The organism is Labrys neptuniae (assembly GCF_040797145.1).
In the GTDB taxonomy this organism is placed as follows: domain Bacteria; phylum Pseudomonadota; class Alphaproteobacteria; order Rhizobiales; family Labraceae; genus Labrys; species Labrys neptuniae.
Genome location: NZ_JBFNQD010000016.1, coordinates 74,601 through 86,260 on the forward strand (window position 1 = coordinate 74,601; position 11,660 = coordinate 86,260).

The 11,660-nt window shown below is 65.2% G+C and carries 12 protein-coding genes; all 12 read right to left on the reverse strand.

The window, feature by feature from the left end:
• Positions 1–14: 14 nt before the first annotated feature.
• The 12 genes from rnhA to ABXS05_RS29250 all read right to left on the reverse strand — a co-directional run bounded on the left by rnhA (position 15) and on the right by ABXS05_RS29250 (position 11,630).
• Positions 15–488, reverse strand: a complete 474-nt coding sequence (rnhA, locus tag ABXS05_RS29195) for a ribonuclease HI (protein WP_367626293.1) — start codon at positions 486–488, stop codon at positions 15–17.
• Complete coding sequence (locus tag ABXS05_RS29200) at positions 485–1,450, reverse strand: homoserine kinase (protein ID WP_367626294.1); 966 nt, start codon at positions 1,448–1,450, stop codon at positions 485–487. Before ABXS05_RS29200 ends, rnhA begins: the two co-directional genes overlap by 4 nt.
• The gene (gene ispH / locus ABXS05_RS29205; protein ID WP_367626325.1) at positions 1,450–2,439 is read right to left on the reverse strand and encodes a 4-hydroxy-3-methylbut-2-enyl diphosphate reductase; all 990 of its coding nucleotides are present in this window, start codon (positions 2,437–2,439) and stop codon (positions 1,450–1,452) included. Before ispH ends, ABXS05_RS29200 begins: the two co-directional genes overlap by 1 nt.
• 62 nt (positions 2,440–2,501) lie before the next feature.
• The gene (locus ABXS05_RS29210; protein ID WP_311941424.1) at positions 2,502–3,137 is read right to left on the reverse strand and encodes a response regulator transcription factor; all 636 of its coding nucleotides are present in this window, start codon (positions 3,135–3,137) and stop codon (positions 2,502–2,504) included.
• Between the two features lie 4 nt (positions 3,138–3,141).
• Entirely contained in the window at positions 3,142–4,212 is a 1,071-nt protein-coding gene (locus tag ABXS05_RS29215) for a sensor histidine kinase (protein WP_367626295.1), read from the reverse strand.
• Positions 4,213–4,287: 75 nt separating this feature from the next.
• Positions 4,288–4,557, reverse strand: a complete 270-nt coding sequence (locus ABXS05_RS29220) for a hypothetical protein (protein WP_367626296.1) — start codon at positions 4,555–4,557, stop codon at positions 4,288–4,290.
• A 99-nt stretch (positions 4,558–4,656) separates the two neighbouring features.
• Positions 4,657–5,991 (reverse strand): ABC transporter ATP-binding protein, encoded by a 1,335-nt coding sequence (locus ABXS05_RS29225; protein ID WP_376717742.1) that lies wholly within the window; start codon positions 5,989–5,991, stop codon positions 4,657–4,659.
• Between the two features lie 18 nt (positions 5,992–6,009).
• The gene (locus ABXS05_RS29230; protein WP_367626297.1) at positions 6,010–7,761 is read right to left on the reverse strand and encodes an ABC transporter permease; all 1,752 of its coding nucleotides are present in this window, start codon (positions 7,759–7,761) and stop codon (positions 6,010–6,012) included.
• Between the two features lie 84 nt (positions 7,762–7,845).
• On the reverse strand, positions 7,846–8,166 hold the full coding sequence (locus ABXS05_RS29235) for a hypothetical protein (protein ID WP_367626298.1): 321 nt from the start codon (positions 8,164–8,166) through the stop codon (positions 7,846–7,848).
• A 585-nt stretch (positions 8,167–8,751) separates the two neighbouring features.
• Positions 8,752–9,549 (reverse strand): ATP-binding cassette domain-containing protein, encoded by a 798-nt coding sequence (locus ABXS05_RS29240; RefSeq protein ID WP_367626299.1) that lies wholly within the window; start codon positions 9,547–9,549, stop codon positions 8,752–8,754.
• Complete coding sequence (locus ABXS05_RS29245) at positions 9,549–10,535, reverse strand: ABC transporter permease (protein WP_068291578.1); 987 nt, start codon at positions 10,533–10,535, stop codon at positions 9,549–9,551. Before ABXS05_RS29245 ends, ABXS05_RS29240 begins: the two co-directional genes overlap by 1 nt.
• A gap of 75 nt (positions 10,536–10,610) precedes the next feature.
• Complete coding sequence (locus ABXS05_RS29250) at positions 10,611–11,630, reverse strand: substrate-binding domain-containing protein (RefSeq protein WP_367626300.1); 1,020 nt, start codon at positions 11,628–11,630, stop codon at positions 10,611–10,613.
• Between the last annotated feature and the right edge of the window lie 30 nt (positions 11,631–11,660).

The following is an 11,660-nucleotide window of genomic DNA, read 5'->3' on the forward strand; positions in this document are numbered from 1 at the left end:
CGACAGCATTGGCCTTAAGACAGCGTCGCCGCCCTGTCCCGCTTTTCCTGCTGATAGGGCGCCATGCCCTCGCGCGCCAGCCGGTCGGCCTCCTCGTTGAGCGGGTGGCCGGCATGGCCCTTTACCCAGTGGAACTCGACGTCGTGGCGCTCCAGCGCCGCGTCGAGGCGGCGCCAAAGGTCCTCGTTCTTCACCGGCTTCTTGTCGGCGGTGCGCCAGCCATTGCGCTTCCAGCCATGGATCCAGCCGGTGATGCCGTTCTTGACATATTGGCTGTCCGTATGCAGGTCGACAGCACAGCCGCGCGTCAAAGCTTCCAGCCCCTCGATCGCCGCCTGCAGCTCCATACGGTTGTTGGTGGTCTCCAGGGCGCCGCCGCACATCGTCTTGCGGTGCTCGCCGAACATCAAGATGGCGCCCCAGCCGCCGGGGCCCGGATTGCCCGAGCAGGCACCATCGGTATAGAGCGTCACCTTCTTGGTCGTCATAGGTCGAACCCGTATTCGGCCGGGCTGGCGACGCGCTGGTGGAAGCGCAGCTTCTTCCAATATTCCAGCGGATCCTTCGGCTTCACCAGGGCGCCGGGCGGCACGTTGAGCCAGTCGACCAGGCGCGTCAGCATGAAGCGCAGCGCCGAGCCCCGGGCGAGCACCGGCATGGCTGCCATCTCGGCGTCCGAGAGCGGCCTGACGGCGCGATAGCCTGCCAGGAGCGCCCTGCCCTTGGTCGCGTTGTAGGCGTGGTCGGGCTCGAAGCACCAGGCATTCAGGCAGATCGCGACGTCATAGGCGAGAATGTCGGTGCAGGCGAAATAGAAATCGATCAGGCCCGAAAGCCGCCCGTTCAGGAAGAAGACATTGTCGGGGAAGAGGTCGGCGTGGATGACGCCCGTCGGCAAGCCTTGCGGCCAATGGGCGCGATGAAAGGCGAGTTCCTCGGCGATGGCGGCATCGAGCCCGGCCTGCACGCTGTCGGCCCGGCCATCCGCCTGACTGTAGAGCGTCTCCCAGCCGGCGAGAGACAAGGCGTTGGGCCGCTCCATCGGAAAGCCCAGCGTGGCATTGTGCATGGCGGCGAGCGCGCGGCCGACGGCACCGCAATGCTCGACATTCGGTTTCTTGATCCAGACGCCTTCCAGGAAGCTGATCAGGGCGGCAGGCCGTCCGGCGAGTTCCCCCAGCACCTTGCCGTTCCGCCGCCGGATCGGGGTCGGGCAGGTCACGCCGCTTGCGGAAAGATGCTCCATCAGGGCCATGAAGAAGGGCAGGTCGTCCCGCCTCACCCGCTTTTCATAGAGGGTGAGGATATAGGCGCCCTTTTCGGTGCGCAGGATGTAATTGGTGTTCTCGACGCCCTCGGCGATGCCCTTGCAGGCCAGTACCCCACCGATATCGTATTCGGCGACGAAACAGGCGAGATCCTCGTCATTGACTTCGGTGTAAACAGCCATCAGCGGGCAACATCTTCTGCAATTTTGCGCATGTCGTTCTCCCTCAGATCCTTGGGCAGCGGGAAGAACACGCTTTCATCGGCGGTCGAGACCGTCTCCACGGTGATGGCATAGCGCTCCGCAAAGGCGTCGAGGATTTCCTCGACCAGGATTTCCGGCGCAGAGGCGCCGGCCGCGACACCCAGGGACTTCAATGCACCGAACCGGTTCCAGTCGATATCGGAGGCGCGCTGCACCAGTTCCGAGATGAGGCAGCCCGAGCGCTCGGCCACTTCGCGCAGGCGCTGCGAATTGGAGGAGTTCGGCGCACCGACCACGATGAAGGCCTCCACCCGCGGCGCCACCGCCTTGACCGCTTCCTGGCGATTGGTGGTGGCGTAGCAGATGTCTTCCTTGTGGGGCCCGACGATCGAGGGGAAACGGACCTTCAGCGCCTCAACGATGTCGCGCGTATCGTCGACCGACAACGTGGTCTGCGTCACATAGGCAAGCGCATCCGGATTGGACGGCGTGAAAGCGGCGACATCGGCAACCGTCTCGATCAGGCTGACGGCGCCGTCCGGCAGCTGCCCCATCGTGCCGATGACCTCGGGATGACCCCGATGCCCGACCAGCACGATCTCGCGCCCGCGCTTGTGGTGGATCTCGGCCTCACGATGCACCTTGGTCACCAGCGGGCAGGTTGCGTCGATGGCAAACAGATTGCGGCTTGCGGCGGCTGACGGCACCGATTTGGCAACGCCATGGGCCGAAAAGATCACCGGCGCACGCGTCTCGGGCACCTCGTCGAGCTCCTCGACGAAGATCGCGCCCTTCGACTTGAGATTCTCGACCACATATTTGTTGTGCACGATCTCATGGCGCACATAGACCGGCGGGCCATAGATCTTCAAGGCCTGCTCGACGGCGTCGATCGCCCTGACGACCCCGGCGCAGAAACCGCGAGGCGAGCAGAGCAGAATGGTGAGGGCGGGTTTTTCAGCAATCATCTCGGCCCGGATATGGGGCTGAGCCGCAAGGCCCGTCAAGCGCTTTGGCGACATCGCCGTCGCTATCCCCGCCCTGCCGGCTTGGCGGGCAGCCCGAGGCGGTCCGCCATGCGGATGAGATCGGCCAGCGTATTGGCCTGCATCTTGCGCATGACCTGGCCGCGATGGATCTTCACGGTGATCTCGCTCAGTTCCAGTTCGGCGGCCGTCTGTTTGTTGAGAAGCCCCTGCACCACCAGCGCCATCACCTCCTGCTGGCGCGGTGACAGGGCGGCGTAGCGGTTGCGCAGATCCTCCCCCAGGGCCGTCTCGACACTCTCCGCGCGGCTTTTTTCCAGGCACGCCGCCACGGCATCGAGAAGATCCTGCTCGCGGAAGGGTTTGAGCAGGAATTCCATGGCTCCGGCCTTGATGGCCCGCACCGACATCGGCACGTCGCCATGGCCGGTGAGGAAGACGATCGGAATGGCATCTCCTGCGCCGGCCAGTTCGGTCTGGAAGTCGAGCCCGCTCTGTCCCGGCATGCGCACGTCGAGCACCAGGCAGGACGCTCCCTCCGAGCGCCGATACTGCATGAACTCGCGGGGCGAGGCGAAGCAGCGGACGCGATAGCCGACCGATCTCAGCAAGCTGTCCAGCCCATCCCTGACCATGGGATCGTCATCCACCACATAGACGGTCGCGATTTCTTCCGACATGGGTCTAATCCTTGCGTCCGCGCTCTCGCGCCAGCGGCAGCGTGAAGCGAAAAATGCTGCCATGCGGCATAGCGGCCCGGGCCTCTATACTCCCGCCATGCGCCTCGACGATGGAACGGCTGATGGCCAATCCAATGCCCATACCGTCCTCCTTGGTGGTAAAAAAGGGATCGAAGACATGCTCTATCGCCTGTGGCGACAGGCCAGGGCCGGTATCGGTGACGGCAATGGTGACCTCCCTGTCGTCGGCTGAGGTGTTGACCGTTATCTCCCGGTTTCCCTGTTTCGTTTCCACCGCCGCCTCGACGGCATTGGCGACGAGGTTGAGCAGGACCTGCTGCAATTGAACCCGATCGCCCATCACCGGCAGCAGGCCATGCAGCAATTCGGTCCGCAGCAGGATGGCATTCGCACGCAGCTTGCCCCGCATCAGGGCCAGTGTCTCGTCGATCACTTCGACCATGTCGACGGGTTCGCGCGAGGGCGGGGCGCGGCGCACCAGGCGGCGCACCCGCTCCACCACTTCGCCAGCCCGTTCGGCGGCTTCCACGATCCGATTGAGGGCATGCCGAGCCTCGTCCTGATTGGGCGGCGAGGCGGAAAGCCAGCGCAGCGCGGCATTGCTGCTGGCACCGATGGCGGCCAGGGGCTGACTGACCTCATGAGCAATGGAGGCGGTGAGCTCGCCCAGCATGGTGATGCGCGAGATACGGGCAAGGTCGGCCTCGGCACGGCGCACGGCGAGATCGGCAAGCTCGATCCGGATGGCAAGATAGGTGGTCGCGCCGATAGCCACCAGGCTGAGGGAGCTGTTGGCGATACCCGCCTCGGTATCGCCCCTCACCGTCATGAAGAAGCTGAGCACGGTCAGGAGGCTGCAGGCCAATCCGACGATCAGTACGATCCGCGGTCGCCCCGTCCACACCGAGATCAGCACCACGACGACATGCAGCACGGCGACGGCGATTTCCAGATCGGTGACGGTGTCCGCCACGAAAATGAGCAAGGCCAGCCCGGCCATGGCGAGCCACAGCAGCGGCAGGTCGATGGTCGATCCCAGGCGTTCGCGTTTCACCAACTGCGTTCCCCGTCATGGAAGGGCTGTCCCACATCCTTGCCGCCATCCACGCCAGGCCTGCGAGCGCGTCCCTCAGGCGCGATGGCGGGAATACCGCCGCAGATGTCGGCGCAACAGCACCACGCCCACCTTGTTGAGGCCTGCGGCCATGCGAAGCAAGCCTTGCGTCTCCGGCGGCAGCAATTGCCTGCGAAGGAAAAGGCGGCGCGTGAGCCAGGACAGGCCGTCGGCGCCCGACAGGACGAGGCCGATGGCGAGCAACGATGCCCTGTTTTCGACCCAGCCGCCCGCCTTCTGCAGCGCGATGATGGTCCGCGCGAGTTCTTGATTGTCCCGGAGCATGTTTCACCTGCCTTCGCCATGAAGGATGGCAAGGCTCCCGCCGGCGCTGGTGGCGGGAGCACGACCACGATATCGACGATCACCAAGCGCTCGAGGCGTTCAGCTCGGGTTCTCCAGCGTGAAGAGATCCGCCGCCTCGTCATAGGCGAAATATTCGGCGTAGCGGGCGAGGCTGATCACGGACCGTACGGTACCGGCCGCATAGTCCTCCGACATGTGGTCCTCCAGCTCGTCGCGAAAGCGGCGGGCCGGCGCCTGATGGCTCGGCCTTTCGTCGAGGATGCGGCGAATATGGGCCGCCAGCGGCACATAGGTCGCCAATTGCTGTGCAAACTGGCGTTTGCGCTCGTCCACCTCACTTTCGGCGAAGCGCTTCCCCGCCGCGGTAAGGCGGATGTCGCCGCCCTCCAGCTCGGCAAAACGCAGCAGCTGCAAGGTCTCGGCTACCGGGAAGAGTTCGTCGATCTCGAGATGCAGGCCGGCAGCCAAGGGCGGCAGGTCGGCCTTGCCGTGATAGGGAGCCGCCGCCACCGCCTCGATCAGGCCGGCGAGTTCGTTGGAGGAAACCTTGGGCAGCACCATGGCGATGCCCGTGCCGGGGAAGAGGCCGTCCCGCGCCGGCGCCGAACCAGGACGTGCGGTCATGCGGGCGTAGATGTCCTCCACCAGGGCCCGGAAGGCAGGATCGAGCCGGTTGCGCGGCTGTGGCAGGTCGACGCGGACTTCTCCGATCACCCGGCCCGGATTGGAGCCGAAGATCAGGATGCGGTCGCACATCAGCACCGCCTCCTCGATATTGTGGGTGACCATCAGGATCGCCTCGATCGGCATGCGGCCTTCGCACCACAGATCGAGCAGGTCCGTGCGCAGGGTCTCGGCGGTGAGCACGTCGAGGGCCGAGAAGGGTTCATCCATCAAGAGGAGCTTGGGATGCACCACCAGAGCGCGGGCCAGGCCGACGCGCTGGCGCATGCCGCCCGACAGTTCCTTGGGATAGGCGTTCTCATAGCCGTCGAGCCCGATGAGGTCGATCGCGGCCAGGGCCCGCTTGCGGCGTTCTGCCGGCAGGACACCCTGCGCCTCGAGCCCGAGCTCGACATTCTGCTGCACGGTAAGCCAGGGAAACAGGGCAAAGCTCTGGAACACCAGCGAAATGCCGCTGCGGGTGCCGCTGACGGGCTCGCCCTGGAAGGAGACACTGCCTTCGCTGGGCCGGATCAGGCCGGCGATCGCGCGGAGCAGAGTCGACTTGCCGGAGCCGGAGCGGCCGAGCAGGCCGACGATTTCGCCGGCCCGCAGCGTGAGATCGACCCTGTCGAGCACGACCAGCGGGCTCGACCCGCCCTTATCATAGGTCTGGCGCACGCCGAGGACGGACACCAGCGGGGCATCCTTGATGGTGACGGGGGCATTCATGGTGACGGGAGCGTTCATGGCGAGATCTCCGGGCGATCAGTCGAGGCGCAGGCGGCGTTCCGCGAACACATAGAGCGGGCGCCACAGCAGGCGGTTGAACAAGGTGACGAAGAGCGACATCACGGCGATGCCGAGCACGACGCGCGGAAAGTCTCCCGCCTCCGTCGCCCTGGCGATGTAGGAGCCGAGGCCGTGGGCCTCGAGCCTGGTATTTCCCCAGCTCACGAGTTCGGCGACGATGCTGGCGTTCCAGGAGCCGCCCGAAGCCGTGAGGGCACCGGTCACGTAATAGGGAAAGATCCCCGGCAGGATCACCCGGCGCCACCAGGTCCAGGACCGGATCTGGTAGATCGAAGCCGCTTCCTTGAGATCGGTGGGAAAGGCGCTGGCACCGGCAATGACGTTGAACAGGATGTACCACTGCGTCCCCAGCACCATCAGGGGCGACAGCCAGATGTCGGGACTTGCCCCCGTCGCGACGATGGCGATGACGGCAAAGGGAAACAGCACGTTCGCCGGGAAGGCGGCCAGAAACTGGGCCAGGGGCTGAACCCGCTCGGCCAGGGCCGGGCGCAGGCCGATCAGCACGCCGATCGGCACCCAGATCAGGCTTGCCACCGCGATGAGGACGATGACGCGCAATAGCGTCGCGAGGCCGCCGCCCAGCGCTTCGAACGCGTCGCTCCAGGACAGGCTCTGGCGCATATAGGCGATCGCCACGAAGATCCCCCAGGCCGTGACAGCGAGCACCAAGCCAAGCCAGAGGCGATCGATCAAAGGCGAGGTCGCCCGTCCGGGCCGAAAGGATGCCTTGCCCGATCGTCCGATACGCACCAGCATCAGGCGCTGCCAGATCCAGGCCAGCGGCGCGATCAGCCGCTTCATCAGCCTGGTATGGCGGATGAGGTCGTAGACCCAGGAGCGCGGCCTTTGCTGGCTGGCCGTCTGCTCGACGCGGAACTTGTCGGCCCAGGCGACCACCGGCCGGAACAGGAGCTGATCGTAGAGCACGATCAGGATGCCCATCGCCGCCACGGCCCAGCCGACTGCGACGAAGTTCTTCTGGTCGATGGCGAGCGCCAGGAAGGAGCCGATGCCGGGAAGCTGCACGGTGGTATTGCCCACCGTGATCGCCTCGGAGGCGACCACGAAGAACCAGCCGCCGGACATGGACATCATGGTGTTCCAGATCAGGCCCGGCGCCGCGAACGGCGCCTCCAGGCGCCAGAAGCGCTGCCAGCCGGACAGTCTGAAGCCGCGGCTGACCTCGTCCAGGTCTCCAGGCACCGTGCGCAGGGACTGGTAGAAGGAAAAGGCCATGTTCCAGGCCTGGCTGGTGAAGATCGCGAAGATCGAGGCGCATTCCGCTCCGAGCTGGCTGCCGGGAAACAGGCCCATGAAGAAGGTGACGGTGAAGGTCAGGAAGCCGAGCACCGGAACCGACTGCAGGATGTCGAGGGCCGGGATGATGATCAGCTCAGCCCGCCGGCTCTTGGCCGCGAGCGTGGCCACCACGAAGGTAAAGACCAGCGAGGCGATGATGGCGGCAAACATGCGCAGCGTGGTGCGCAGCGCATATTCCGGCAGGCGGGCCGGATCGAGCGAGACCGGGGCCCCTGAGAGGGCGTCGAGCGGTGTCCGCATCGCGGCAGCGCCATGCAGCACCAGAGCAATGAGCGCGATCACCAGCCCGCAGGCAATCAGATCGTAAAGATTGGGCAGGAGGCGCCCGCGGGCGAAAGCCGCGACGGAGCGCTGACCGGAACGGTCATGGGGCAGGAAAACCATGGCGAACCTCGTGGAGGGCAAGGTCGGAAAAGGCAGGATGCTGGGAAAAAGGCGAGCTCTTGCAGGGCCCGCACCGAGAGACACTCAGCGCGAGCCGACGGCCGTTCCGGCGCATTTCGAACAAGGAGGGTAGAAAGCGTCCGTCTCTTCACCGGCGTCGGACAGGCGCCAGCGGCATTCGAGCCGACCCGTGTCCGGGTTCAGGTGCCAGGCTGCCCGGAGACAACCGCGGATCGTGCCGGGTTGTCGTTCCATCCGATCAGACCGGAAAGAGGCATCCGATGGCGTGAGCGATGCGCCGGGCGTGGTTGTACGGGCCTTGGCCGGGAAGGCAAGGATGACGACGCCGCGAACAGGCGGCGTGACGGCCGTGACACGGCCGCGGAACGGAATGACGTTGTTCATGTTTCACCTCGTCGGGCCGCCTTTGGCCAGACCCGCGAGGCAAGACGGCGCGGACTTAAGGCCGGCCGGTCATAGCCCGGCGCGCGAGACCGCCGGCGTTCCAGATCGATGGCGCACCCCTCCGGCGACGGCTGGGAGCCGAAGCCGGACGGCTACTGCGATCGTTGTCCATGTGCTTCCACAGCTGATTGTTCGGGTGTTATCCAAGGTGTCGGGCACCGCGGATACAGAGCCCTTCTGTCATTGCCCCAAAGCGGGGTCAACCGTGCCTTGGTGTGTGAAGACCATACCTTGGTATGGGGACGTCGGCGCTGACTGGGCGGGGCGGCAACGCTCGACGGGCAGCTTATCCAATAGTTTCATCCACGCCGGCACACATGCCACGTTGGTAAGAAAAGGCGCCGGCATCCGTTCCCAACTTCGGGGACGGATGCCGGCGCCTTGTACTGGCAATACTGAGATGTGTGCAGCGGATAACCGCGCAGTGGAGAAGACAAATCGTTCCTTGCTCCGCCCCGTCTCAGGCCAAGACAGGCGACAAGTTCCGACCACGACGTACGATCCGGAAGCACCTCTTTGATGGCATCACCCCTGACCGCGCTTTTCGAAATCCTCGACCTTGGCCGCGCCGGTCATGATGGCCACCACGTCGGCCATCGAATGGGTCTTGGGACTTACCACGGCGGCCCGGCGGCCCAGTCGCATGATGTGGATACGGTCGGCGAGCTCGAACACATTGGGCATGTTGTGGCTGATCAGCACGACGGGCAGACCACGGTCACGGATGGTGCGGATCAGTTCCAGCACCTGGCCGGTCTCGCGCACGCCGAGCGCCGCCGTCGGCTCGTCCATGATCGCCAGCTTCTTGGCGAACAGGGCGGCTCTCGCCACCGCCACGCCCTGGCGCTGGCCGCCCGAGAGGGCCTCCACCGCATTGTGGATCGACGGCAGCCGGAATTTCAGTTCCGCCATGGCCTTGCGCGCTTCCTCGCGCATGCGCGCCTTGTCCAGGCGACGGAACACGCTGCCGAGCACGCCGGGCATGCGCAATTCGCGCCCGAGGAAGAGGTTCGAGGAAATGTCGAGGGCGGGTGCCACCGCAAGATCCTGGTAGACCGTCTCGATGCCGCGATGGCGGGCATCGAGCGGCCCCTTGAAATGCACGGGCTGGCCATCGAGCAGGATTTCGCCGCTGTCCGGCTTGAGGGCTCCGGTCAGTGCCTTGATCAGGGAGCTCTTGCCGGCGCCGTTGTCGCCGACGACAGCGAGAATCTCACCTTTGCGCAGCTCGAAATCCACCCCGTCCAACGCCGTGACATGGCCATAGCGCTTGATGACGTTGCGGGCCTCGAGGATGACCTCGGAAGAAGCGGATGCGGTCATCAGCGCCTCCCGCGCGAAAGCTGGTCGAAGGCCACCGCCACGATCACCAAGATGCCCGTGATCAAGTCCTGCCAGAGCGGATCGATGCCGGCGAGCGTCAGACCGTTGCGCAGCACGCCCACGATCAGCGCGCCGATCAGCGTGCCGACGAGGCCGCCGCGGCCGCCGAACAGCGAGGTACCGCCGATCACCACGGCGGTGATCGAGTCGAGATTGGCCGTCTGCAGCGAATTGGGATCGGCATTGGGAATGCGGCCGAGCGCCAGCCAGGCGGCGATGCCATAGAGCAGGCCGGCGAGCACGTAGACCGAAAGCAGATGCCGCCTGACGGGAATGCCGACCAGCCGCGCCGCCTCGGGATTGTTGCCGATGGCATAGACGTGACGGCCCCATTTGGTCTGGTTCAGCAGATACCAGACCAAGGCATAGAGCAGCAGCATGGCGAGGACGCCATAGGTGACCACGAAGCCGCCGATGAGTTCGCCATTGCCGGTCCAGCTCAGGAATTCGTCATCGACCGGAAAGGCACCGCCGGCGGAGATCAGGCGCAGGGCAGCCGTGATGATGCCGAGCGTGCCGAGCGTGACGATGAAGGGCGGCAGCTTCAGCCCGCTGATCAGGCCGCCGGCCACGGTGCCCGACAGGGTGCAGAGCACGATCGCCACGCCCATGGACAGCACGGGATCATAGCCGAGCGCCGCCATCTTGCCGGCGATGATGGTGCCGAGCACGCAGATCGCCCCGACGGCGAGGTCGATGCCCGCGGTCAGGATGATCAGGGTCTGGCCGATCGCCAGCGTGCCGACCACCACGGTCTGCTGCAGGATCAGCGAGATGTTCTGCAGGGCAAGGAAACGCTCGTTGATGCTGGCGAAGATGACGCAGAACAGCGCCAATACCAGGAAGGGCCCTGCCGAAGGCACCGCGAAGATGCGTGCCAGCAGGCTGCGCTTCTCTTCAGGTGCGGGAACCGTGGTCGTGCTCATGCAGTCCTCGACGATATGGCTGACGGGCCGGTCAGGAAACCGGCCCGCCCAATCTGGAGGAAATGCTGGTCAGGCTTATTCGCCGCCCCAGCAATTCTTGAGGCCCCAGGCGGTGTCCTTGGAGTCGAGACCCGCCATCGGCTTGTCGGTGATCAGCTCCGAGCCGGTGTTGATGAAGCCGGTCGGCTTCTTGCCGGTCTTGGCATATTCGGCAACCGCATCGACGCCGGCGACTGCCATCTTGTAGGGGAACTGCATCACAGTGGCGGCGACCTTGCCGGACTTGACGTCCTTCACGCCCTGGCAGCTGCCGTCGATCGAGGTCAGCATCACCGCCTTGGCCTTGCCGAAGGATTTCAGTGCCGCATAGCCGCCGGCCGCGGCCGGCTCGTTGATGGTGTAGACGACATTGATGTCGCCATTCTTCGACAGGAGGTTCTCCATGCCGGTCTGGCCCTTGTCCTGCGCGCCATTGGTGATGGCGGAGCCGGCGATGACCGGGTCGCCCTCCTTGATGCCGAAGCCCTGCAGGTAGCCGTTGTGGCGGAAGGTATCGACCGTGCCACCCGGCGTGCCGTCGAGCATGGCGAGCACCGGCTTCTTGTCGCCCATGGCCTTCTTGGCATAGGTGCCCTGCTTGACGCCGGCCTCGAAATTGTCGGTGGCGTAGGTAGCGTCGACCGCATCGGCCGGATCGGTCGCCGTGTCGAGCGCGATCACCAGGATGCCGGAGTCGCGTGCCTTCTTGATGATGCCGAGCATGCCGGTCGAATTGTTGGGCGTCACCAGGATGCCCTTGGCGCCGGCAGAGATCAGGTCCTCGATCGCCGCGACCTGGCCTTCATTGTCGCCGTCGAACTTGCCGAAGCGGGCGATCAGCTTGAGGCCCTTCTTCTTGGCTTCGGCCTCGGCGGCCTGGCGCAGCTTGACGAAATAGGGATTGACCTCGGTCTTGGTGACCAGGCCGACGATCACTTCGCCTGCCGCCTGGGCCTTGTCGGCCACGGCGAGGGACGAAAACACGGCAAAGCCGAGGGCGGCCGTGGTGGCGAGGGCAGTGGACGTGAAGATGCGGCTCAGGCGGAGCGCTGACATGAAATCCTCCCAGATTTTTGAATGGAGCTT

Excerpts from the sequence above, each read along its gene's own strand:
- ispH (WP_367626325.1), bottom strand. The coding sequence starts at position 2,439 with ATGATTGCTGAAAAACCCGCCCTCACCATTCTGCTCTGCTCGCCTCGC.
- ABXS05_RS29235 (WP_367626298.1), bottom strand. The coding sequence starts at position 8,166 with ATGAACAACGTCATTCCGTTCCGCGGCCGTGTCACGGCCGTCACGCCG.
- ABXS05_RS29210 (WP_311941424.1), bottom strand. The coding sequence starts at position 3,137 with ATGTCGGAAGAAATCGCGACCGTCTATGTGGTGGATGACGATCCCATG.
- ABXS05_RS29250 (WP_367626300.1), bottom strand. The coding sequence starts at position 11,630 with ATGTCAGCGCTCCGCCTGAGCCGCATCTTCACGTCCACTGCCCTCGCC.
- ABXS05_RS29240 (WP_367626299.1), bottom strand. The coding sequence starts at position 9,549 with ATGACCGCATCCGCTTCTTCCGAGGTCATCCTCGAGGCCCGCAACGTC.
- ABXS05_RS29220 (WP_367626296.1), bottom strand. The coding sequence starts at position 4,557 with ATGCTCCGGGACAATCAAGAACTCGCGCGGACCATCATCGCGCTGCAG.
- ABXS05_RS29245 (WP_068291578.1), bottom strand. The coding sequence starts at position 10,535 with ATGAGCACGACCACGGTTCCCGCACCTGAAGAGAAGCGCAGCCTGCTG.
- rnhA (WP_367626293.1), bottom strand. The coding sequence starts at position 488 with ATGACGACCAAGAAGGTGACGCTCTATACCGATGGTGCCTGCTCGGGC.
- ABXS05_RS29225 (WP_376717742.1), bottom strand. The coding sequence starts at position 5,991 with ATGAACGCTCCCGTCACCATGAATGCCCCCGTCACCATCAAGGATGCC.
- ABXS05_RS29230 (WP_367626297.1), bottom strand. The coding sequence starts at position 7,761 with ATGGTTTTCCTGCCCCATGACCGTTCCGGTCAGCGCTCCGTCGCGGCT.
- ABXS05_RS29200 (WP_367626294.1), bottom strand. The coding sequence starts at position 1,450 with ATGGCTGTTTACACCGAAGTCAATGACGAGGATCTCGCCTGTTTCGTC.